Genomic DNA, 21,762 nt, shown 5'->3' on the forward strand with positions numbered 1-21,762 from the left:
ACTGATGAATTGTACGATCAAAAACAATGTTTCGGCAGTACTTCCTGGTACTGCCGAAACTGCAAATGAGGAATCGAGATGAAACATAAAGATTTAATTAGAAAGATGACATTAGAAGAAAAAGCATCTTTAATGTCAGGCAAAAATTTTTGGCAAACCCAGAACATCAATCGCCTAGGCATTAATAGTATGTTTCTTGCCGATGGCCCCCATGGAATTCGCAAACAGGCAGCAGCTGCCGACCATTTAGGGCTGAATCCCAGTATTCCGGCGACTTGCTTTCCAACGGCTGCAACGATTGCAAATAGCTGGAATGTGGAGCTGGGAGAGAAGATGGGTGAATATCTGGGGGAAGAAGCTGCAGCCCAGAAAGTGAATGTCCTTCTTGGGCCTGGGGTCAACATGAAGAGAAGCCCATTGGCAGGAAGAAACTTTGAGTATTTCAGTGAAGGTCCGTATCTGGCCGGGAAACTGGCCGCGGGAATGATTAAAGGTATTCAATCAAAAGGGGTAGCAGCTTGTGTGAAGCACTTTGCGGCAAACAATCAGGAAGAAAGACGTATGGCGATCGACACTATCGTCGATGAAAGGACGCTAAGGGAAATCTATTTGACCGCATTTGAAATCGCTATTAAAGAAGGTAAAGCAAAGACCATGATGTCTTCCTATAATCTGTTAAATGGTGCTTATACGAATGAGAACATCCATTTGATGAGGGATATCCTCCGGGATGAATGGGATTTTCAAGGGGTTGTTGTGACCGATTGGGGCGGAAGCAATGACCGGGTTGCCGGATTACTTGCCGGTAATGAGCTGGAAATGCCATCGACTTCAGGGGAGACCAATGGGGAAATTGTCAAGGCTGTTGAGGCGGGGAAGATTAAAGAAGAAGTTCTAGACGGATGTGTAGACAGGTTATTGGACCTTATTTTTACGACAGAGGCGGTTTTTGAAGCAGAGTATAAAGAGATTGATGTGGAAAAGCATCACAGAATGGCGCAGCAGGTTGCAGAAGAGTCGATAGTTCTATTGAAGAACGAGGATCACATATTACCGCTGAAAAAAGGAAAAAGAGTGGCTGTGATCGGAGACTTCGCGAAGGAAGCGCGATACCAAGGCGCCGGCTCCTCAATTATTAATCCTACTAAACTAGACAGAACACTAGATTTTCTAGATCAATCAGGAATTGACAGTATCGGATTCGAACCTGGCTTTGAGCGCTATGGAAAGAAGAATAAGAAAAAAATAAATAAAGCGTGTGACCTTGCAAAAGAGGCGGATGTTGTTCTTTTATATATTGGTCTTGATGAAGTAACAGAAGCCGAAGGACTTGATAGGCAAAACATGAAGATTCCAGAGAACCAGATTGAGCTATTACATGCATTATATAAAGTAAACGCAAATATTGTTGCCGTTCTGTCTTGCGGTTCCGTGGTGGAAATGCCATGGATTGATAAAGTAAAAGGGTTGGTCCATGGGTATTTAAGTGGGCAGGCTGGTGCTAGTGCCATATTGCGGGTATTGACTGGTGAGGTCAACCCGTCCGGTAAATTGGCGGAAACCTATCCGATTCGCTATGAGGATACGCCTTCCTTTTATCATTTCCCTGGTAAAGAGATTAGCGTTGAATATCGGGAAGGTCCCTATATCGGCTATCGCTATTATGATACGGCGGGAGTGAAGGTTCTTTTTCCATTTGGATATGGGTTGAGCTATACATCATTTGAATACACGGATATTGAGGTTGGTAACGAAAGTGTGGTGTTTAAAATAACAAATACCGGTCATATCGCCGGAATGGAGATCGCACAACTGTATGTAGCATGTAAATCCAAGGCGATATTCAGACCGAAAAAGGAATTAAAGGGATTTGCAAAAATATTGTTACAACCCGGAGAAACCAAAACCGTAACCATTCCTTTTGATGATAAAACCTTCCGCTATTTTAATGTGAAAACAAATAAATGGGAAATTGAACAAGCCGATTATGAAATTTTGATCGGTGCATCAAGTATAGATATCCGTTTAAGAGACACTATTTTTGTGGAAGGTACAGGTGCCCCCATTCCATATGACAATGAGAAACTTCCTTCCTATTATTCAGGTCATGCAAACAATGTCAGTGAAGAAGAATTTGAAAACTTGCTTGGATATAAAGTTCCTGAATCCAAATGGGATCGAACAAAACGACTGGGGTACAACGATACCATTGCACAGTGCCAGTATGCCAGGGGGGCATTTGGGAAATTGGCGTTTTACTCGATTATCTTTACCCACTGGTTTCTACGAAAAATAGGAAAAAGAAGCACTGCAAATCTCATGATGATGTCTATATATCATTTGCCGTTCAGGGGAATTGCCAGAATGTCAGGAGGAATCGTCAATATGCCAATGGTCGATGGTATCTTGATGATGGTGAATGGCCGATTTTTTAAGGGGGCCAGTCATGTGTTAAAGGAAAGAAAAAAGGTGGTAAAGTCCGCTAAATAAATAACCCCAGCAGAAACAGCGGCAAAGGAGATGTAAAATTGAATGGGTAACACCGATACAAAAAATAAAAAATTAGTTGCAGGAACCGCAGGTTTTTGGAATTCTTATAAAGAAAGGCATCCAAATATTGCCCAATTCCTTTTGTTTTTTATGATAAGTAATGGTGTGACTTTACTGCAGCTTGTTTTGATGCCTATTTTTAAAAGTTTATTCGAACATACGTCATTGGTTTCAATTAGTTTTAAAGTGTTGCAGTTTGGTCATAACTTTGATGGAACGCCTTATTATGTATTTGACTATGCAGCCGGCTCGCTTACCGCAGGCGGCGGGGGCGGGCTTGCCTATTTCCTTGCAGTCCAAATCACAATTGCGATAGCGCAGATTATCAACTTTTTTGTCCAAAGAAATATTACATTTAAATCAAACAGCAACATTTGGAGAGCGGCGTTTTGGTATCTTGTCGCATACATTGTCATCACGATAGGTGCGGCGGCGGCCCAAGGCTTCTATAAAGCGCCGATATATCATATGTTTATGAATACATGGGGCTCAACCGGTGAAACAGCAGCTGATATTATTACAATGATAATTAACAGCGGAATATCTTTTTTGGTATTCTTCCCGATTTTTAAAATTATTTTTAAACAAGAACCTGAAAAATAGGCAAAGAAAAGGTAGTGAATGTAATGAAATTATTATCAGTAGTTATTCCTTGCTATAATTCACAAGAATATATGAGGTATTGCATCGAGTCTCTATTGCCCGGGGGCGATGACGTAGAGCTACTGATAGTTAATGACGGCTCCTCAGATCAAACAGCAGACATTGCCAATGAATATGCAAAAAAATATCCAACCATCATCAAAGCAATTCATCAGGAAAACGGAGGACATGGAGAAGCCGTAAATACGGGTATCCGAAATGCTTCCGGATACTACTTAAAGGTAGTGGACAGTGATGACTGGGTAGATACTCGGGCATATCTAAAAATACTTGAAAAGATACACGACTTTATAACAAGAGAAAAATCAGTGGATATGATGATTAGCAATTTTGTTTATGAAAAAGAAGGCACAAAATACAAGAAGGTTATGAAATATGAAAATGTCCTGCCGGAAGGAACCATTTTCACTTGGAATGATATAGGGCAATTCCGAAAAGGACAGTATCTTTTAATGCATTCTGTTATTTACAGAACGCAGCTGCTGAAAGAATGCGGTCTTGAACTGCCTAAGCATACGTTTTATGTGGATAATTTATTTGTATACAGACCACTTGAACATGTACAGAAAATCTACTATATCAACGTTGATTTTTATCGGTATTTGATCGGCAGGGAAGACCAGTCGGTGAATGAGCGTGTCATGATTCAAAGGGTTGACCAACAGATTAAAGTTAACAAGCTTATGATAGAACAAGTGAATCTGGAAAACGTGACAAGTCAAAAGCTCCGAGAGTATATGCTTCACCATCTGGAAATCGTTACGATCGTTTCTGCCATTTTATTAATACGTTCAGGAACAGCAGAGAATCTGAAAAAGAAAAAAGAATTATGGGAGTATATTAAAGAGAAGGATATAAATTTTTATTACCATCTCAAATACGGGATTTTGGGTCGGACCATTAACTTACCCGGCCGGGTTGGACGAGGGATTTCCGTGTCGGTATACAAAATCTCGCAAAGATTGGTCGGATTTAATTAATTGAAGAATGAAAACAGCTTATAAGAAATAAAAATCATAGAAAGTCATTTTTGTAATAAAAAAAATCAATGAAAAAACTCTTAGGAGATCGACTTTTATGAAACCGAAATATGATTTTTTGATTGTAGGCGCGGGTCTATATGGAGCCGTATTTGCCCACGAAGTAAAAAAAGCCGGAAAATCATGTCTCATAATTGATAAACGCGGCCATATTGCTGGCAATATTTATACGGAGAAAGTGGAAGATATACAGGTGCATAAATATGGGGCCCATATTTTCCATACAAGCAATAAAAAAATCTGGGATTATGTTAACCGGTTTACCGAATTCAACAGATATATCAATAGTCCAATCGCTAATTATCATGGTGAAATTTATAATCTGCCGTTTAACATGAACACGTTTAACAAGATGTGGGGCGTTGTAACACCAGATGAAGCAAAGGAAAAAATCCGACAGCAATGCAAAGACCACTATGTGGAAGATCCGCAAAACTTGGAAGAACAAGCTATTAATCTCGTTGGACCGGATATTTATGAAAAACTCATTCGCGGTTACACCGAAAAGCAGTGGGGGCGTCCATGCACAGAACTTCCTGCCTTTATCATTCGCAGGATACCGGTAAGGTTTACATATGACAATAATTACTTTTACGATACCTATCAGGGAATACCAACTGACGGGTATACGGCTATGGTTGAGCGAATGATAGAAGGAATTGAGGTAAAGCTCCATACGGATTATTTGGAGGATAAAAGCTATTGGAACAGTGTTGCAGAAAAAGTAGTTTATAGCGGACCTATTGATGCTTATTTTGATTATAAATACGGTGTTTTGGGATACAGAAGCTTGCGGTTTGAAACTGAGGTGTTGGAAATGCCTGACTACCAAGGAAATGCGGTCGTTAATTATACAGACCGAGAAACTCCTTTCACACGTATCATTGAACATAAGCACTTTGAATTTGGAACACAGCCTAAAACCATCATAAGCAAGGAATATGGTATGAAATGGCAAATAGGAGATGAACCTTATTATCCGATCAATGATCGTAAGAACAGTGGATTGTATCAAAAATATAAAGCGTTAACCGAATCAGAAAACAATGTCATCTTCGGCGGCCGTTTAGGTGAATACAAATATTACGATATGGACAAAGTTGTCGGGGTTGCTTTGAGAAAAGTAAGAGAAGTCTTAGGCTAATGTTTCCAGACCGCTCTTTTTGTTAAAGAAGAAGGAATATGTATTCAGTTCCGCTATTGTCGAATGGTGAAAAAAACAAAGCCTGCAACAGATAAATCATAACATCTTAAACTTAATCAAGGAAACGATTGGCTTTGTGAATAAGGAAGGAAAAAAGATGAAAAAATTAATCGGAATTGATTTAGGCGGCACTACCGTAAAATTTGCTATTCTCACGGCAGAAGGGGGGATTCAACAAAAGTGGAGCATGGAAACAGATGTTCAAAATAAAGGGGAGAATATTATTCCCGAGATTATTCATTCCATTAATCACCGGTTAAATTTATACGGTCTGTCGGCTGATGATTTTTTAGGTATCGGTATGGGTTCACCTGGAGCCGTCGATATCGAAAAAGGAACTGTTAGTGGGGCATTTAATTTAGGCTGGAAAACGCTGCAGCCAGTTAAAGAAAAGGTTGAAGCTGGAACCGGAATTCCTTTCTGCATCGATAATGATGCGAATGTCGCCGCATTAGGAGAGCGTTGGAAGGGGGCGGGTGAAGGTTGTGCCAATTTAGTCTTTATTACGCTTGGCACAGGTGTTGGCGGAGGTGTGATTGTTGAAGGCCACTTAATTCATGGAAAAGGGGCTGCAGGAGAAATAGGCCATATGATTGTGGATCATGATGGTTATCCATGTACATGCGGCAATCGCGGTTGTTTGGAAACCGTAGCTAGTGGAACAGGTGTGGTTCGATTAGCGCGGGATTTATCAGAAGAATTTGCTGGTGAATCAAAGCTGAAATGGTTAATTGATGACGGTCAGGAAGTAACGGCTAAGATTGTTTTTGACCAAGCAAAACAAGATGACAAATTAGCACTCATGGCAGTAAATAAATTTTATTTTTACTTAGGATTTGCTTGCGGGAACATCGGGAACTTGTTGAATCCTGATGCAATTGTGATTGGAGGCGGCGTATCCGCTGTAGGAGAAACCCTTCTAAAGGGAATAGAGGAATACTTCCATGAATTTTCCTATCCACATGTCCGAACCAGTACAAAAATTAAACTAGCGCAGTTAGGAAATGATGCAGGAGTCATAGGGGCAGCCTCGTTAGTCAAAACTCGGAAGACTAAGAAAACAATAGCAGGCAAAGCTAAATAACAATGTACCCTCATTGTTATTTATTTTATGATTCAGAGCTGCAATTGCTGTTGTTTAAAAATCCCCAAAATAAAACGTCAGTTTCGCGAAAAAAACTTTGACGAGATTTTTGGAAATGTTGAAAGAAGGAGCACCTTGTGGGAGAATTCGAATTGGTTTTAAAGGTTTTATTCATGAAACTAGTTTATAGTTGATTTAGTGGGTTAAAATTGCTAATATGAATTTGAATATAGACGATTTATAATCTTCCGCGGCGTGATGCATTTCAAAATGAAAAGCGCGCCAGATGTATTTCTCCTTTAAGAAATGCATAAAATAAAAAAGACCCGACTGCGCCAACAGTCGAGTCGCGTGTACAAAGCGGCCCAACAAGGGCTTGGCTCAGTCATTTTAAAATAGACTTTCCCTATGAACTTTACCAGGGCTCAAGGGAAGTCTATTTTTCTTTCTTCGACAACACGGCAATTAACATGCCAAAAGCAATCATTAACGAGATTGTTTCGTATGTTGTCATAAGCATCACCCCCTTTCATAGGGGATGAGCCAGCTTCCCTTGAGTGAGCCCAAACTTTGTACAAAGAATATTTTACCATAACTCTTTCAAACACTGAGGCTGTTTTTTGTTAGAATGATGAGGTGGGATAGAGGAGTATTGAAGAAAAAATTAAACGCAAAAACGGCAGAAAACCCGTTGAAACTCAACGTTTTCCTGCCGTTTCGATTCGGTATGATTCCGACTGGGCTCGAACCAGCGACCTCTACCCTGTCAAGGTATCCGACTATAGTCCGATAAGTCAACAGTAAGTCAAACGTTGGTATATTAACGATAAGTCATGCGGTAATGACCGTATTCTTATAAACGCTCTTATTCTATTAATTCCGATTATAGACTACAACACCTTTACCCCGCAAGAACTTTCGTGAGAGTTTAACGAAAAAGGGTGCCGATCAAGCAATCTGCTTTAAACTTGTTTTTCTTTTCTGAGGCGACCTTTCGTCCTCTTTATTTTGTTTAAATGTCGAGAATCGTATTGTTTTACAAAATGATCAAAGGCTTCTATAAAACACACACAAGCAACTACTACATGTAATTGGAGGTGTTCCGTTACCGTAAGTAATCCATTTGCAACGTACCAAATACCTTTTACTATGCTAGAGTAATGAAAACCCGCCGTCCGTTCCAATAATCGAAATATAGGGTAGAACAGAGCACTAAACGGCGTTAGAAATAAGCCTAAATCCATACCATAGTTTGCAAATCTCATAATTATTTCTTCCATCTCTTTCACCCGATTCACTTTTTATATAACCCCTGTATTTAATAGAACATCTATAACAATCGACATGTCTCGTTCTTTCTTGTATATTTCATCCTTCGGTGTTCTGTTTAAAAAAGGGCGCCGTCACTGGCGCCTTCATCTCGTCTTAAACCCGTTCACAAAGCTTTCTCCGTCCTGCTCCGTGTTAATAAGCTGCTGGGCGCTTTGGCTGATCCGTTGTGCCAGCGCCTGCTGCGCTTTCCCTTTGAAACTGTAGAGAAGCGATGAATAGACGCTGTTCATTTCTTTCTGAATCTCGTCTACTTTAAATTTCGGTCTGAGGGTATTTCGCACGGATTCGAGCTTGGCTCCTGCCGTGCCTCTCATACCGGATTTCAGCATATTAAGCTGCCTTCGCTTTTCCATTGGGTCGTTTTGCTTTTGAATGAAGTTATCTAATGTATCCATTTATTCCACTCCTAAAGTTTTAGCCAGTTAGCGAGCATTTTATCTTTTGCTTTAAAATCCTTTGCGATTTGCGCAAGGTAGCCGCTGATGTCTTCCAAATCGGAAATCGTATTTTGCAATGAAGCAATGTATGCTTTTTCAGCATGGACATCGTAAAACAGCGGATTTCCTTTTTTGTCAAACGACTGTGCCAGATCATTCAGCGTATTGTTTACGTCATCGAGCGTAAGCTGATCGTATAAACCGTGCCCGACCTGGCGATAGGTCTCGTGTTTCAGATCGTTTATCGAGGCGTCGTGCTCCTGATAAGCGTTTTCCGCTTCTCTTTTCATTGTGCGCAGGTCATTGATGATCGCGTTTACCTTTTCCGCGAGCTGCTTCGCGACTTCAGGCGTGACTTTAATCGCGTCGCTTCCAGAAGTAACCTCCGGTGGAAGCATCGCTTTTAAATTTTTGTCATACACAAGTTCATCGCCTTCTATATTTTGAATGTTGCCGCTTTCGTCGAAGGTAAAGTTTGAGTTATTGATGCCGTGTGTGTCCGGATTTTGAAAGATGAGCGTATTAGCGAAATATAGGAGATTTCTTCCTACCTGTTGAAGCTTGTTACCGTCGAGTCTTTCTTCGCGATTTGCTTCAGCGAGAGAAGGGTCTTTTGTGTAAATAGTGGTACCGTTATGGCGGTCATACTCATCCCACCAGCCGGAACCGACCATGTCGTCCGGATTGATGATCGATTTCACATATGAATTATAATTGCCGTTATTGATCTCCTTCTGTTTTTCCTCGGAATGCAGATGAACGATTGAAGGACTGTTGAAAGCAACGGCGTAAATATCATTGTTGACCGCGCTGTATTCCGCCTCTGCGCCGCCGAGGGAGTGCCCCGTCGTAGAAACAATCGTCGATGTTCCTTTATACTTTTGTTTGACTTCTTTAACTAACCGATCAGCCTGATCGATTTGAGTCGTCTTTGTAATGACTTTATAGTTTCCGGATTCCATCATCTGAAGTTGTTCCATCGATCGTGTATACACACCGAGCGTTTTGGACGTATCTTTTGCGTCTTTTTCGATTATATATTCAGTTTCCTGTTTAGGATCTAACCCAACAACGACATTTTCAAGATCTGCTTTTGCTCCGTCTGCTTCCAGATTTTTTCCGAGATCAGTTCCTGCGAAGGATACGACAACATTTTTTGGATTATCGGATTTTACCCATTTGCCGTTTTTATTTTCGGCTTGTGACAGAACAACCGCATCAAGTCCGGTGTCATCGTCTGTTTTAATTTTATCAACATACCAGTAGGTGGCTCCGGAAACAGATGAATTAATCCGTATGTACTCTTTGTTTTTTAATTTTTTTCTGAGATAATCATAGTTGTAAGATCGCTGGCTTATACGATAATAAGTCTCATCAGTAAGATTTGACTTTTTTATTTTGTTACTCACGATACACAACACCTTCCGTGTAATGGTAAAATAATAATAGGAAAGGAATGAATTTCATTTGAAAAAATACATTATTATCCTACTATTGTTAATTATAGCAGGTGGAGGGTTGTTTATGAAGCACCAATATGATGTCAAAAAAGAAGAGGCTGCACTTTTTGAGAAAGCAAAAACTAAGATGACTGAATATCTACATAATGAGTATAAAGGTATAGAAAAGATTGCTTATTATGATGATTATTTTATTGATCCAACCGGAGCTATCACCGTTGAAGGGTATTTAAATGGTGATAAGTCTAAAGAGTTCGATGGTTTATATGATCCGGCGAGTGATAAAATAGGAAGCTCGTCTGTAGACGCAGAAGAAAAATAGAAATAGCCCGCTCGACAGAGTCGGGCTTTTTTGTATACTTATTCGTACGTAACCACCGTGTTTTCTACGCGTTCAACTGGACGATCTCTTCGATCGGGCAATCCAAGTATTCGTATATTTGCGCGATCACCTTCAAGGCAACAAACTCTCCGCCAGTCATCTTCGCCAATGTTGACGACGATATACCCAAGTCGTTTCTAAGATCCGTTTTATTCTTCTACCTCAACTAAACTTATAATTTCACTGATTTCTTTAATGTTAAAAGTGTTAGCGATTCGCTCAATATGTCCAAAATTGATATTTTGTCTCTTCCCATTCATTAATTCACTAAGCGCAGCGTGTCTTATCCCGCATTTATCAGCAAGACCCCTAAGTGAAAGATTTTCTTTTTCCATAATAGACCCGATATTCACACTGACTTTTTTCATTTTTGCCCTCCAGTTGCATTTTTTTTTCTTGACTTTACGTAATAGCGTACCATATAATCCTAACTAAGGTGGTACTCGAAAGCGTAACAAAATCTCGAGGAGGAATACAAATGCAAATTCGTTATGTTCGAACTGTTGTGGGATGGTGGAATGTCTATCCCGCAGGATCAGACGATCAATTCGTTAACTTAAATCCGGAGGAATTCGCTGAACTCTTGCCGCAAGTGTCCCGGAGAGCATTCGCAGGCTGCGCCGAAATCGGCGTCACGGCAGCGCGAGAACTATTCGGTGAGGAGGTTTGGACGGCATGATGGCTAAATTTCAACCGCAGGCAGTAAAGCTGCATTATCATGGTGAAACGTTCGATACAAAACAAGAAATACACGAAATCTCGGACGCCTGGTTAATCGCGGCCGACGTCGTTGGAATGTATTCAGATGACGGACTGGTGTTTTACGATACTGACCGATTAGAAAAAAGGAGCGATGGATACCACCTTTACGAAAATAACTATCCTCGGTTTTTTATGGTAGACACGTCAAAGGTCGACGCAGACCTCCGCAAAATCGATGTTTCTGAGCTCGCAAATATGTCGTTTACTGATTTCGTTCGGATTGGCTTTAAATTGGGGAGGGAAAACTATGGAGAAATTTAACGTTTCTAAAGCGGCAGTTAAAAAAGCAACGGTACGCCTCGGCCTTTCAAAAACGCAGGCACAAAACGTACTGCCAAAATATGCTCAAGGTGCCTCGTTCGTCTGGTCACTCGAATCAACTAGCGGCAGCCAGTCCGTTTATGATAATCCTCGCGAACAGGTGCGCCTGGTCATTGCGGAAAATGGAACGGTTTTAGATGTTTTCCCAGCGGACTATGCGCTTCAGTCTCCGCACGCTTTGTCCGATCACGTCTTACAGTCGTTGAAAGAAGCGACACGTAACGCCTTAATTGCGAAAAGGGACGAAGTTCATCGCAAATGGTGCGAGGTAGAGGTCGAATTTCATTCGAATAGCTACGAGATTGCTAGGCGGCGGCTGGCTTTAATAGAGGCGGCCGGTGACGATGAGCTGCGAATAAAAAGACGCCTGGCCCAGCTTTGTGCCGAAAACAAACGGCTGCACAACGAAAGGTCTGCGTTGAGGAAGGAAAGGACCGAGTTGGAACGCGCGCTTGTGCCTTATATCTAAAATGTGCCAATCCGGAAGTGTATTTGTAGTTAATAATGAGGGGGTAATTGCCGATGTTTAGAGTAGGCGAAAAAGTACGTTATTGGGGAACGCGATCTGACGGATTGACGTGGCTTTCGTCAAAGGCGATGGTTGGCCGGATTAAAGGACGCAGCCGAAACGACTACATTATAGAAGGGCGATCCGGGGCTACGCATGTAGTTCCGGTTAGTCTTATCGATGGTATGACGCTGAGAAGTAAGGCCTAGCGTCCAACTTCGCCACTTAAACCGTGGCTCCGTTGTCCGCGGATATTCATTTATTTTCTATCGCGATTAATATCTTTTAAAAAATAATGGCGCGTCCGAATGAGCGTAAGCGAATGAGGGCGCTAGGGTTTGAATTTCTATCCGTATCCTCTTGTTGCGATTTAGTTTTAAAGATATGATATGACTGATATACATATCCTAAACCAAAGGAAAATGGCTGAAATCGTTGGCGCTCTAAGGATTCTGAATGGTTATGTCCACACCGAAAAAGCAGGGTAAATAGCCAAAAAAACACCGAAAAAGCAGGGCATTTAAGAGGGGGAATAAAATGTCGGAGTTCATAAATAAAATCAGAGTATTTCAAAGTTCAGATGATAAGAGAATTATCCAAGATATTTTAGATAAATTCGATACAAACTTCATGGAAGATCCGAGCCGTCATAGAGTTAAGGACGGTACACCGTCTGGAGGAATACGAATCAATTTAAAAGATCCGGAATCCTATATAGCTTACTCAATAAAAGCAATATACACCTTAATATCGCGGCATATTAAGTCTGAAAAACCGATTACCAAGAACGAAACAGATTCTTTTAATCGATTTTTATCGATACTAAAATATGATGTCTGCATAGATTTCGAAGCGAATGTAGAGTCGGGCGGCGATTCATATGTAAGCTATTTTGAAATAACGGAGAGTCTTTTTCTACAACTAGAACCTCTTCTTGATGAAATTCTTTTACGCTTAGAGGAATTTTGTAGTTTATCAGATAGGTTGTATTTCGAAGAATTATACCACAAGCATAAACAAGCGACAGCCGATATCGAGCCTCAAAAAGAACAATTAAAAAAAGAAATTCTTGAGATTGCAGCGAAAGCTATTGAGTATGCATTGGTAAGGGTTGATACTTCTCGAAGTGAACGCGAAATAATTAAGTATATTAACAGAGCTATTCGTAGTAAATTGATTGATGCCGAAATAAAAAGGAATGGTATGCGGCGCATACGTAGGAAAATCAACGGAGATCTTGAGAGTTTTAGTTTAAAACCATACTTTCCAGATGATGAGTATCTCATAGAGACAATATTAGGTTTAGATTTTAGTGATTGCAGAGATCAACTAACAAAAGGTGAAAATGAGTTTATCGATCAGATTTTGGAGGTAGTCAAAGAAGATAAAGCAGTGGGGAATGTCGCCCCATATACGTGTAACATCTATGGAGAGATCAGGATAATAAAAAAATATATAGCAGAAAAACTGGATGTAAGCCATGAAGTTGTTAGAAAAAGATTATCGAGAATAAGAAAAAAGGTCACAAAGTGACAGTATTTATAAAAGAGTGAGGAGGTATTTATCCTCTATTATTAGATGTCTATTATATAACATTTGTATTTTCATGTGAAGGAAGCACGGCACAAAAGAGAGCAAGGGGGATGTTCGAAGATGGGAAGTCTGCTGGATGAACAAAGAGCTTGGAAAGGGCTAACACCGAGGTCAAAAAAACGTTTTTTTGACTTGAAAGAGAACGGAAAGCTCGAAGATGGGAGAATTTACGATAGAGAAGGGAACGACGTCTCGGATTACTTTGAGGTGGCCCCTAAAACATCAGGACGCTCGAATGAGGGCTATAGAATTACAAGAAATGCGGGAGGGCATGACGCTGAGAATGGCGGCTTTACGTGGGCTTTTTACAAAACGTGCAAATCGTTCCTAGACGATTATACAACTGTCAAAGAACCGGACCTTGCGCGCCTGATGTTCATCGCTACATTTGTCGGGTTTGAGAATCAGCAACTTTCTCATGACAACGGACGTAAGATCGATAAGTCCGGCCTCCGAAAGATTCTCGGCTTGAGCGCTAATAATTTTCGGGATTTTTATAAGAGGATGACGGCGGCCGAGATTCTTAAAGAAAACGAAGAAGGCGTTATCGAGTTGACTCCTTTTCTATTCCATCGCGGGAAAGTCCGAGGAAAGCCTGCGGAAACTTCCCGAATAAAGTTATACCGAAAGACAATCCGAGAGCTATACGAGAATTATAGCGGCCGAGCGGCAAAAAAGTTATCTATTGTCTATATGGTTCTGCCGTTTTTGAATCTGAAAACAAATATCGTATGTTTTAATCCAGATGAGACGGACACGGAACGACTTAACAAAATGCACTTAGATAAACTATCCGCCTTACTTGATTATAAAGATTCCAATAAACTAAGACAGACCTTAGAGAGTGTTAATCTGAATGGTAAGCCGGTTTTTTGGTTGCCGCCCGATCCTAACGACAAAAGAAAAAAGATTGTGGTTGTAAATCCTAACGTTGTTTTTGGTGGTCCAGCTAAAGAGCTAGACTCCATAAAGGTACTGTTCAAATAAAATCTTGCATTAGTCACTTTGGCTAATGCTTTTTTTATGCCTTTTTTTCGGCGCCTTGAATTCTACCAAAATACGGAGGTTGTGAAATGAATCAGCGAAAGATTAACTCGACACGAAGCAAGCTCGGTCGCCTAGCCCGAAATCATTGCGCCAACTATAAAAGTGGCGGCGCCTGCGATCTTCAGCGTTGCGGTTTGTGTACCGTTGAAATTAAAACGGATTCAATGCCGGGGAATATTTGTCCGTACTTTATGCAAAACGTTCTGCCCGCAGATCCGGCTTTAATGCGGGAGTATCTCAAATACTTACCGGCCGATCATCCGTTACGGAACAAGTCGAACGGGGTGGGGAAATGCAAACGTTGCGGCCGGCGGTTCGAACGCAGGAGCAACCGGCAACAATACTGCGCTGGATGTGCGGTTGAAAATGAAAAGGAAAATAGCCGGCGAAGGAATCGTGATTATCGTGATAGACAAAGAAAAAGAATGACGATTTAGACGTCCGTAAACGTTGATATGACGGGCTTTATAAATGCAAAAAACGGCGCCCGGCTATATTACTATTAGAATTCGATTTTTGCATCGGAAGGGGAGTTAGTTTTGTATGACGTTCTGATATACGTTAGGCCTGCCGAAGCTCTTACGGTAGACGCCGAAACCGGGGAGATCCTGCGTCGATCGTCCGGCCGCATCCGTGACCTAAACATCTCGCGGGCGGTGCTAGAATGTCGGACGTACGAAGAAGAAGCGAAAATCGTATACGAAAAGGAGGCGCATAGATGTTCTGCGTTGTAACCGAAACTGAATACTACGGGTCATACGGACCGGCCGGTGTTTCCTATCTTCGCGAAAGCAAAGACGGGGAGCAGCGGTCTTTTTTGTTCCCAGGCGGGGGTGCGAGCATAAAACTCGATTGTGCCGCCGGCAGATACGAAATACGCAACATAGACGGCGAATTGTTGTTTCTTGCAACGGTCAAAAACGTGTACTCTTCTGAAATTGGGTACGTCCGAGAGCTTTTCAACCGTGCAATGGACTGCGCTGTCGAATATGGTGCAAAAAATGCAATGATTGAATGCGGAAAAGACGTCATGGACGCAGATGAATTCGAAAAAGAATTATCGGCTAATGAGAAGGCCGCAAGAACTGAAAAACAGGGGGAATATTGAATGACTAAATTCGAAGAGATGCAAGCAAGTCATGAAGAGATGGAAACTGTCCGAAATAGAGCCAAAGATATCGTGTTAGAGGCAAAAACGAGATATCGGGATGAGTTATACAAAATTAGAAATGACAGAATGCTTTCAGAAGAAGGCAAACAGCAAGCGAAGGAAGAGTTACGCCTAAAATATCAAGATGCGTTTTTAGGTGCAATGCTGGAGATTCAGGATAAAGCAAAGGCCGCAGCCGAAAGAACTATTGATCTTGCGACAAAAATTCTCCTAGAAGATCCAGCGCAGCCGGAAGAAACAGAGCTTGCAGTGTTCAATCAAAAGTTGTCGGATCTAAAAACATCACTTCTGCTCGCACCTAATCCAGAACGAGGTGTAGAAAGATTGAAAGCGTTCGTTGAGGAAACGTCGGACCCGTACCTTGCGAAACAGCTACAGTCTGAATTTTACGATATGGCCGCCTCTATTGTGAAAGATGGATCGGTCTCCGAGAAAGTCAAGTTGAACGACTTGTACACTCGCCTTAAATCGAAATCTATGACTGACGAACAGAAACGTGCTGAAACACTTCAAGGACTTGCCAAGGCTGGAAGAGACAGCGACCTGTTACTGGAAGGCGGCGTTCACCATAACGCGATTAAGGAATTGCTTGGACCAGAGACGGCCATGTACGCCAATAAGCCGCATCAGTATTTTGACAGAATGATAAACGAACAAAACTGAATACGATTCTTGCGATGATGAACGGTTTTTTGACATGGCCGTTTCGGAGCAAATTCCCTCATTTTTTGGGCGCCAATTAACGGCGCCTTTTTTTATTTCGACAAAAAGGAGCGATTAGATGGTTAAAGTAAAAACACCGTTCAAAACAGAGGATGAAGCGAACGAAGTTGCCGAAGCAATTGGAGTAATTAATTATGTGAGTGAAAAAGTACTTAATGGAGATCTTGGCTTCACGAAAAAACAAGAGAAAAAGATAAAAGACGCGACCGAGACCTTGAATCGATATAGCCCACAAGAGGTTCTCCTCTTCATCTATTGGTCACAGGTAGGCGATAAAGCATGAGTGCGGCAACAGTCGGAGAAATACGCGCCCGTTTGATTCTTGATATGTCCGCTTGGTCACGAAGCCGAGATCAGGCTCGGAACGACATGACGCAGATGGGTCGGTCATCCGAAAATCTATCGAAGCAAATGGGGCTCGTTCAGAAGGCGTCGCTGGCCGTTGGCGGTGCGGTAGCGGCCGGTATCGGAGCATCCGTTAAGACTGCGGCAGACTTCGAAGCGGCCATGTCGAACGTTAAAGCGATTAGCGGCGCGACCGGCGACGAATTCGAAGCGCTAAAGAACATCGCGGCCAAGATGGGTGCCGAAACGAAATTTACAGCGGTAGAGGCGGCGGAAGGTCTGCAATACCTTGCGGCAAGCTGCATTAAAATTGTGACATCTTGAGCCAGTCCAATGTTGCCTGCATAAACGACATTAAACATTGAGTCGCCGTCTCTTTTCTTCAGTATCGTCTCTTTTTTTCTGGCAGCATTCGGCAGGAATATCAGCTTTTTTGTTAAACCCTCGGATTTATTTTTAAAATGGTTTATAAATCCCTCACTGTTGATAATGATATGGTCCGCTTTTTTGTATAAAGCAGATTCCATTTTTTCAAATAACCAAATGATATAAGAACGATTAAATACGCCAACACCTTTCAGTGATTCCGGCCATAAATCTCTGACATCCAACAGCAGTTTCGCATTGTAACGATTTTTAGCGATTAAACCGACAAATGCTACAAAAATAGGCGGAGAAGTAACAAACACAATATCATATTTATTTTTATCCTTCTTCACGTAAAAAAACATTTTCAACATGATCTCAAGATAATAGAACAGGCGGTCAAAAAGTACAATCTCGAATTGGATGACGCAAACGGAAATCTGAAGCCGTTGCCGGAGCTGATCGGATATATTTCGAAGAATCTCGAAGGAATGTCCGATGCTCAGAAGACCGCGACGGCGGCGCAGTTGGTCGGAACGGAGGCAGCGTCCGGATTCGTTACTTTGCTTAATGTCGGCGAGAAGGGATTGCGTGATTATTCCGACGAACTCAAGAACGCTGGTGGTACGGCCGATCGCGTAGCCAAGACGCAAATGGATAACCTGAACGGCTCCTTCGAAGAATTTAAAAGCGCGTTAGACGGTCTCGGTATCAAGATCGGTAACGAATTCTTGCCTACTTTCCGAAAAATTGTCGAAACAGGGACGAAGATTCTCGGTTTTCTCAACGAGCTAAATCCGGGGATCATTACGACAGGGCTCGAAATGGCCGGCACAGCCGCAGCAATTGCGCTCGTAGCATCATCGATTGTTAAACTCGGAATTGCGCTGAAAGGATTGAATATGACGCCGGTTGGTGCGGCGATAACAGCTCTTTCACTTCTCGGCGGCCTATTAGTCGGCGTAAAGAAAGGTTATGACGAAATGAACACCGTCAGTTTAGAGACGGCAGAGGCGAAGCAGAAGGAGATCGAAGCACTCGATAAGACTGCGGCCGAGTTCGATAAACTTCAGTCAAAAACGAAATTGACCGCGGATGAATTCGCGCATTACCTCGATCTCAACGACCGGTTAAAGACGGAGACGGATCCAGACGCTATCAAGCGGATCAAAGACGAGCAGGCGGATTTACAAGAACGATCCGGCTTGACGAATGAGGAGTTCCGCCGATTCTTAAAGCTTAACGGGGAAATCGTTGAGAAGGCACCGGAAACGAACGCGGCGATTAGCGAACAAGGGAACGCCTTCGCGAAAAATACGGATGCAGTTAAAAAATTGACTGAGGCTAAGGCGGAAGATCTTCGTACTGAATTAGAAAAGCAAAAGGCTATAGCTCAGAGCAAAGAAGCTGAATACCTTCAAAAACAGCAAAACCTTAAAACGGATATAAAAAAATTAGATGGAGAGCGAGCAGAACTAGAAGGGAAGATTGCTGATCAAACGCAAAAAGTAAAGGACAAAACTGACGAGCTTAACGCAGCAAAAGAAGACGGTAACGAAAAAGCGCAGTACCAAGCTGAAATTGATTTAGCTGCCGAAGAAGCGACGCTCAAGAAATTACGCGATCAGCTCGTCGCAAACCTCGATAACCTTCAGGCAAAGCGAAAAAGCCTGGGCGAAGTAAAAAAGGAACTCGGCAAACTAGACGAGATTAACCAGAAGATGGTCGATCTTGAACTTCGTCAGGTCGGTTTGAACGCGAAAAAAGGCGAAGGCGTGAAGGTCATCAACAAGGAGATTGCCCGTTTGAAAGACGCGAAGGCCAATCTTAAAACCAACACTTCGGCCGCGGACAAAAAGACGAAGGAATATCGTGATTCAGTTAAAGCGATCGACACTGAAATTTCGCGGCTACAGAGCGCCAAGAAGAAGGTTCAGGACATCACGAACTCAGCCGAAGATATGAACAAAAAGTTAGCTCGCCGGATCAACAAAAAAATCCACGTCACCTACAGCATGGACGGAACTGAGATCGAAGAGAGTGCGGAGACGTTCAAGAAGACGCACGGTAAAGGCGGACGTGAAGTGCCGTTCCACGTCGGCGGCATCGTCGGCCGCGGCCAAATCAACAAGCTCCATACCGGAGGGCTTGCGTCTAAGTTCGAAAACGCTCCGATGAGCCACGAGGTTGACATCCGGGCGCTACGGAATGAAATGGTCCTGACAGAAGCGCAACAGGCGAATTTAATGCGGATGATTGACGCTGGACATACGGCGGCGATCGAAGGAAATCCGGGACTATCAAGCGAGGTCATCGGTATATTGCGTTCGATTGACCAAGGCGTCAGACAAAATCGCAATGTAGCCGTTCAAGTTGACGGTCAATCGATTGCTTCCGCAACTTATCCGTATGTTAATCAGAAAATGACGGGCGATTTAAAAAGCGAGCTTCGAAGCATGGGAGTGAAGGAATGAAGTGCGGCTCCTTTCGTTCGACAATTTCCGCGAATAGTTCAAAATTCCCATCGTTTAACCGATAATAGGATACGGACTAATCAAATATGAAGGCGGGATATCAATGAAAGAAAAATTTCCGAAAATATTGTTTGTTCTCAGCTGGATCGTAATTGTGGCCGGCATATTGACGAACATCGAAAGTACGCTGTATCTTAACGCGAATCAATACGTAGCTGACGGAGAATCACCAAAGCCGGTTAGAATGATGGAGATTGTTTCCGATATCATTCATCCGTTATATCAAGGCGGCATACTGATCGCACTGTCGTATCTATTAACCTACGTCAAAGGCTTCGGAAAAAAAGAATAGATCGTCTAGCCCTGTCCTTAATCGGATGGGGCGTTTTTTTAGTGCGGCGAAAAACAGAACCACAACCGTTCTCCGTGACGATTTAGACGCTAAGAAACGCTGATTTAGCGGGCTTTTGAAATGCAGAATCGAAGGGGTCGCTATATTCATATTCAATCGTTGATTTTGACGTCCTAAACCGTCACGACCCTCCGAGTTGAAAATTTTGCGCGCAAGTTCAGAACGGCAGATGAGGCGGTTTTGTCCGGGCGGCCTGGGGGTCGGCCGCCTCCAAAAAAAATCCGACTGAATACTTCATTCATTGTTTTGTATATCGAATGTAACACAAACGATTTTTGTTACATTCGGCAAACGTATGAAACGTTGATACAACAGCGTTTATCGGTCGTTGTCCATCGCACTGAATTGACCCTACTTTATGCACGTTTTAAACCGCATTAAATCAACGATCAGGATTGCGTCTGATGCCGGTAGGTATGTATAAGATTGTGCATATAGGATCGGTATTGTTGCCGTTGGTCAGGCAAGTCGATGCAACATCGTTTCTACTTCCGATGAGTCTGACGGCCATAGATGCGCCATGCAACGGCGATGCACAAAGCGTTGCGTCTGATCGCAGGCTATCGATATACGTTGCGTAGTGTAGTGCCGCACCCCCTGAGTTACGGACGCCGCCCCCCGCCCGGCATGTCTCGCTGATGGATGCGGCCGCCCCTGCCGCTATACCTCGATCGACTCATATGCCGCCTCTATCTCATCCGCAGTAATCCCGATATATTTTAACGTATCGCGCTCGCTTGAGTGGTTAAGTATCGACATAATGCGCGAGACATCAACGCCGTTCTCGTACAGGCGGTATCCGAATGTCTTGCGGAGCGTATGCGTACCGATGCCGCCAATCTTATCGTAAATGCCGGCTCGTTTGGCTGCATCGTTTAGGATGCGATAAGCCTGAACGCGGGTGATCGGCTCGCCGCCTTTGCGGCTGGCAAATACGTAGTCATCGTCATCACCTTCGAGTTGGGATACGATCTTGAGAACGGAAGGGCTGAACGTGATCACGCGTTTTTTCTTCCGTTTCTTTTCTCGGAGTGTGATCGACTTCTGGCCGCGAAGCTCTCCGATTTTAAACAGCAACAAGTCGCTGATACGTAGGCCGAACGCCGTGCCTAATTGCGCCAGCCACTGATCACGGCCCGGCTTGAGCGCTTTTATGAACTTGTTATAATCGCGTTTTGATTTTATCGGGAATACTTCGTTTGCCATGTAAAACACCTCGTTTTTCTGATTGTCGGGATGACTTCGTGCGTGATCCACCTTTTGAATTGTTTGGCCTCTGGTTTGCGGCTGCCGAGAATCAAAGTGTAAAGCCCTGCTTCATTGACAGCTTGCATCATAATTGTTTTTGACGGTGATTGAGGGTGTGTCATTTCAAATGACATACCTTCATCATCATCTAATCGCGCTAAAGCTTGGCGGCTATTTCCGATTTCGAGGACATTACAGACATCCTTTGCAACAAACCAAGGTTCACCGTCCTTAACGACAGTTCTCACCTGTCAATTTGACAGACATGATTTCATCGCTATCAAGATGCCATGTGCATCGATACGAAGGTCGTCGCACTGATGCGTTTGATTGTCGCACGGTGCGACGTTCAATCTATTCCGCCTCAAGGAACGTTTCGAACTCCGCCAATAGTCCAACGTTTTTCATGCGATTTTCACGGGCTTTTAGCGTCCATGCGGCTTGTCGGAAGCTAGCGTATAGGTAGTCGTCACAAATTGTGACGAGAAGAAGACGCGATTGTGTTCGTCCGAAATTCGGACAATCAAAATAAAAATCGTGCGTACCGCCAATCGTCCACAAAGTGGACAATAGGATCAACCTCCGCCTCTTTTTGTTTGTGCCAATTTGGCACGATCACACGTCCTCCAACGCAACCCAC

Annotated in this window: 26 protein-coding genes and 1 pseudogene; 18 read left to right on the plus strand and 9 right to left on the minus strand. The window is 42.8% G+C overall.

The annotated features are described in order from the left end of the window. Positions 1-78 precede the first annotated feature (78 nt). The 5 genes from M654_RS08365 to M654_RS08385 all read left to right on the plus strand — a co-directional run bounded on the left by M654_RS08365 (position 79) and on the right by M654_RS08385 (position 6,541). Complete coding sequence (locus tag M654_RS08365; protein WP_026586469.1) at positions 79-2,490, plus strand: beta-glucosidase; 2,412 nt, start codon at positions 79-81, stop codon at positions 2,488-2,490. 42 nt (positions 2,491-2,532) lie between these two features. Next, on the plus strand, positions 2,533-3,153 hold the full coding sequence (locus M654_RS08370; RefSeq protein WP_026586470.1) for a hypothetical protein: 621 nt from the start codon (positions 2,533-2,535) through the stop codon (positions 3,151-3,153). 23 nt (positions 3,154-3,176) lie between these two features. Then, positions 3,177-4,193 (plus strand): glycosyltransferase family 2 protein, encoded by a 1,017-nt coding sequence (locus M654_RS08375; RefSeq protein WP_026586471.1) that lies wholly within the window; start codon positions 3,177-3,179, stop codon positions 4,191-4,193. 97 nt (positions 4,194-4,290) lie between these two features. After that, on the plus strand, positions 4,291-5,397 hold the full coding sequence (glf, locus tag M654_RS08380) for a UDP-galactopyranose mutase (protein WP_026586472.1): 1,107 nt from the start codon (positions 4,291-4,293) through the stop codon (positions 5,395-5,397). A gap of 157 nt (positions 5,398-5,554) precedes the next feature. Beyond that, on the plus strand, positions 5,555-6,541 hold the full coding sequence (locus M654_RS08385) for an ROK family glucokinase (RefSeq protein ID WP_051290350.1): 987 nt from the start codon (positions 5,555-5,557) through the stop codon (positions 6,539-6,541). Positions 6,542-6,977: 436 nt separating this feature from the next. Here M654_RS08385 and M654_RS23845 read toward each other — a convergent pair whose 3' ends face one another. The 4 genes from M654_RS23845 to M654_RS08405 form a co-directional block, all read right to left on the minus strand. Then, positions 6,978-7,061 carry a putative holin-like toxin gene (locus tag M654_RS23845; RefSeq protein WP_016886607.1) on the minus strand — a complete coding sequence of 28 codons (84 nt, stop codon included), beginning with the start codon at positions 7,059-7,061 and terminating at the stop codon, positions 6,978-6,980. Between the two features lie 442 nt (positions 7,062-7,503). Then, on the minus strand, positions 7,504-7,839 hold the full coding sequence (locus M654_RS08395) for a hypothetical protein (protein ID WP_026586473.1): 336 nt from the start codon (positions 7,837-7,839) through the stop codon (positions 7,504-7,506). A 117-nt stretch (positions 7,840-7,956) separates the two neighbouring features. Then, positions 7,957-8,268 (minus strand): hypothetical protein, encoded by a 312-nt coding sequence (locus M654_RS08400; protein ID WP_026586474.1) that lies wholly within the window; start codon positions 8,266-8,268, stop codon positions 7,957-7,959. An 11-nt stretch (positions 8,269-8,279) separates the two neighbouring features. Further along, positions 8,280-9,719 (minus strand): lipase, encoded by a 1,440-nt coding sequence (locus tag M654_RS08405; protein WP_026586475.1) that lies wholly within the window; start codon positions 9,717-9,719, stop codon positions 8,280-8,282. A 58-nt stretch (positions 9,720-9,777) separates the two neighbouring features. Here M654_RS08405 and M654_RS08410 point away from each other — a divergent pair, with 58 nt between their 5' ends. Next, entirely contained in the window at positions 9,778-10,092 is a 315-nt protein-coding gene (locus M654_RS08410; RefSeq protein WP_026586476.1) for a DUF1433 domain-containing protein, read from the plus strand. 64 nt (positions 10,093-10,156) lie between these two features. Here M654_RS08410 and M654_RS08415 read toward each other — a convergent pair whose 3' ends face one another. Both M654_RS08415 and M654_RS08420 read right to left on the minus strand, forming a co-directional pair. Further along, on the minus strand, positions 10,157-10,282 hold the full coding sequence (locus M654_RS08415; protein ID WP_081692821.1) for a helix-turn-helix domain-containing protein: 126 nt from the start codon (positions 10,280-10,282) through the stop codon (positions 10,157-10,159). Between the two features lie 19 nt (positions 10,283-10,301). Continuing rightward, entirely contained in the window at positions 10,302-10,520 is a 219-nt protein-coding gene (locus M654_RS08420) for a helix-turn-helix domain-containing protein (RefSeq protein WP_026586477.1), read from the minus strand. A 110-nt stretch (positions 10,521-10,630) separates the two neighbouring features. Here M654_RS08420 and M654_RS08425 point away from each other — a divergent pair, with 110 nt between their 5' ends. The 12 genes from M654_RS08425 (at position 10,631) to M654_RS08480 (ending at position 19,814) form a co-directional block, all read left to right on the plus strand. Further along, complete coding sequence (locus M654_RS08425) at positions 10,631-10,831, plus strand: hypothetical protein (RefSeq protein ID WP_026586478.1); 201 nt, start codon at positions 10,631-10,633, stop codon at positions 10,829-10,831. Continuing rightward, the gene (locus M654_RS08430) at positions 10,831-11,175 is read left to right on the plus strand and encodes a hypothetical protein (RefSeq protein ID WP_236251217.1); all 345 of its coding nucleotides are present in this window, start codon (positions 10,831-10,833) and stop codon (positions 11,173-11,175) included. Before M654_RS08425 ends, M654_RS08430 begins: the two co-directional genes overlap by 1 nt. Next, positions 11,162-11,704, plus strand: a complete 543-nt coding sequence (locus M654_RS08435; RefSeq protein WP_026586480.1) for a hypothetical protein — start codon at positions 11,162-11,164, stop codon at positions 11,702-11,704. The genes M654_RS08430 and M654_RS08435 overlap by 14 nt, the downstream gene beginning before the upstream one ends. 576 nt (positions 11,705-12,280) lie before the next feature. After that, positions 12,281-13,276 carry a hypothetical protein gene (locus tag M654_RS08440; protein WP_026586481.1) on the plus strand — a complete coding sequence of 332 codons (996 nt, stop codon included), beginning with the start codon at positions 12,281-12,283 and terminating at the stop codon, positions 13,274-13,276. Positions 13,277-13,396: 120 nt separating this feature from the next. Continuing rightward, positions 13,397-14,323: a hypothetical protein gene (locus tag M654_RS08445; protein WP_026586482.1), complete on the plus strand. Its 927-nt coding sequence runs from the start codon at positions 13,397-13,399 to the stop codon at positions 14,321-14,323. A gap of 86 nt (positions 14,324-14,409) precedes the next feature. After that, the gene (locus M654_RS08450) at positions 14,410-14,820 is read left to right on the plus strand and encodes a cysteine-rich VLP protein (protein ID WP_152520958.1); all 411 of its coding nucleotides are present in this window, start codon (positions 14,410-14,412) and stop codon (positions 14,818-14,820) included. 281 nt (positions 14,821-15,101) lie between these two features. Further along, on the plus strand, positions 15,102-15,491 hold the full coding sequence (locus M654_RS08455; RefSeq protein ID WP_026586484.1) for a hypothetical protein: 390 nt from the start codon (positions 15,102-15,104) through the stop codon (positions 15,489-15,491). Continuing rightward, positions 15,492-16,217, plus strand: coding sequence for a hypothetical protein (locus tag M654_RS08460; RefSeq protein ID WP_026586485.1), 726 nt, complete (start codon positions 15,492-15,494; stop codon positions 16,215-16,217). 118 nt (positions 16,218-16,335) lie between these two features. Further along, positions 16,336-16,560 carry a hypothetical protein gene (locus M654_RS08465; RefSeq protein WP_026586486.1) on the plus strand — a complete coding sequence of 75 codons (225 nt, stop codon included), beginning with the start codon at positions 16,336-16,338 and terminating at the stop codon, positions 16,558-16,560. Then, positions 16,557-16,946 carry a phage tail tape measure protein gene (locus tag M654_RS08470; RefSeq protein ID WP_236251218.1) on the plus strand — a complete coding sequence of 130 codons (390 nt, stop codon included), beginning with the start codon at positions 16,557-16,559 and terminating at the stop codon, positions 16,944-16,946. Before M654_RS08465 ends, M654_RS08470 begins: the two co-directional genes overlap by 4 nt. A gap of 491 nt (positions 16,947-17,437) precedes the next feature. Further along, positions 17,438-19,462, plus strand: coding sequence for a phage tail tape measure protein (locus tag M654_RS08475; RefSeq protein ID WP_236251219.1), 2,025 nt, complete (start codon positions 17,438-17,440; stop codon positions 19,460-19,462). Positions 19,463-19,565: 103 nt separating this feature from the next. Further along, positions 19,566-19,814 (plus strand): hypothetical protein, encoded by a 249-nt coding sequence (locus M654_RS08480; RefSeq protein WP_026586488.1) that lies wholly within the window; start codon positions 19,566-19,568, stop codon positions 19,812-19,814. 720 nt (positions 19,815-20,534) lie between these two features. On the opposite strand, the gene M654_RS08485 is transcribed toward M654_RS08480, so the two are convergent. The 3 genes and pseudogenes from M654_RS08485 to M654_RS23850 form a co-directional block, all read right to left on the minus strand. After that, positions 20,535-21,080 (minus strand): tyrosine-type recombinase/integrase, encoded by a 546-nt coding sequence (locus tag M654_RS08485; protein ID WP_026586489.1) that lies wholly within the window; start codon positions 21,078-21,080, stop codon positions 20,535-20,537. A gap of 11 nt (positions 21,081-21,091) precedes the next feature. Next, positions 21,092-21,370 (minus strand): annotated as a pseudogene (locus M654_RS08490) (BRO-N domain-containing protein); the annotation flags it as partial. Between the two features lie 106 nt (positions 21,371-21,476). Continuing rightward, positions 21,477-21,692 carry a hypothetical protein gene (locus tag M654_RS23850; protein WP_236251220.1) on the minus strand — a complete coding sequence of 72 codons (216 nt, stop codon included), beginning with the start codon at positions 21,690-21,692 and terminating at the stop codon, positions 21,477-21,479. Positions 21,693-21,762 lie beyond the last annotated feature (70 nt).

This window comes from Bacillus sp. NSP9.1, from assembly GCF_000465465.2.
GTDB lineage: Bacteria > Bacillota > Bacilli > Bacillales > Bacillaceae > Bacillus > Bacillus sonorensis_A.

Bases quoted from the DNA above. Each gene is read 5' to 3' on its own strand.
- M654_RS08365 (WP_026586469.1), top strand. From the start codon at position 79: ATGAAACATAAAGATTTAATTAGAAAGATGACATTAGAAGAAAAAGCA.
- M654_RS08370 (WP_026586470.1), top strand. From the start codon at position 2,533: ATGGGTAACACCGATACAAAAAATAAAAAATTAGTTGCAGGAACCGCA.
- M654_RS08375 (WP_026586471.1), top strand. From the start codon at position 3,177: ATGAAATTATTATCAGTAGTTATTCCTTGCTATAATTCACAAGAATAT.
- glf (WP_026586472.1), top strand. From the start codon at position 4,291: ATGAAACCGAAATATGATTTTTTGATTGTAGGCGCGGGTCTATATGGA.
- M654_RS08385 (WP_051290350.1), top strand. From the start codon at position 5,555: ATGAAAAAATTAATCGGAATTGATTTAGGCGGCACTACCGTAAAATTT.
- M654_RS23845 (WP_016886607.1), bottom strand. From the start codon at position 7,061: ATGCTTATGACAACATACGAAACAATCTCGTTAATGATTGCTTTTGGC.
- M654_RS08400 (WP_026586474.1), bottom strand. From the start codon at position 8,268: ATGGATACATTAGATAACTTCATTCAAAAGCAAAACGACCCAATGGAA.
- M654_RS08420 (WP_026586477.1), bottom strand. From the start codon at position 10,520: ATGAAAAAAGTCAGTGTGAATATCGGGTCTATTATGGAAAAAGAAAAT.
- M654_RS08425 (WP_026586478.1), top strand. From the start codon at position 10,631: ATGCAAATTCGTTATGTTCGAACTGTTGTGGGATGGTGGAATGTCTAT.
- M654_RS08430 (WP_236251217.1), top strand. From the start codon at position 10,831: ATGGCTAAATTTCAACCGCAGGCAGTAAAGCTGCATTATCATGGTGAA.
- M654_RS08435 (WP_026586480.1), top strand. From the start codon at position 11,162: ATGGAGAAATTTAACGTTTCTAAAGCGGCAGTTAAAAAAGCAACGGTA.
- M654_RS08440 (WP_026586481.1), top strand. From the start codon at position 12,281: ATGTCGGAGTTCATAAATAAAATCAGAGTATTTCAAAGTTCAGATGAT.
- M654_RS08445 (WP_026586482.1), top strand. From the start codon at position 13,397: ATGGGAAGTCTGCTGGATGAACAAAGAGCTTGGAAAGGGCTAACACCG.
- M654_RS08450 (WP_152520958.1), top strand. From the start codon at position 14,410: ATGAATCAGCGAAAGATTAACTCGACACGAAGCAAGCTCGGTCGCCTA.
- M654_RS08455 (WP_026586484.1), top strand. From the start codon at position 15,102: ATGTTCTGCGTTGTAACCGAAACTGAATACTACGGGTCATACGGACCG.
- M654_RS08460 (WP_026586485.1), top strand. From the start codon at position 15,492: ATGACTAAATTCGAAGAGATGCAAGCAAGTCATGAAGAGATGGAAACT.
- M654_RS08465 (WP_026586486.1), top strand. From the start codon at position 16,336: ATGGTTAAAGTAAAAACACCGTTCAAAACAGAGGATGAAGCGAACGAA.
- M654_RS08470 (WP_236251218.1), top strand. From the start codon at position 16,557: ATGAGTGCGGCAACAGTCGGAGAAATACGCGCCCGTTTGATTCTTGAT.
- M654_RS08480 (WP_026586488.1), top strand. From the start codon at position 19,566: ATGAAAGAAAAATTTCCGAAAATATTGTTTGTTCTCAGCTGGATCGTA.
- M654_RS08485 (WP_026586489.1), bottom strand. From the start codon at position 21,080: ATGGCAAACGAAGTATTCCCGATAAAATCAAAACGCGATTATAACAAG.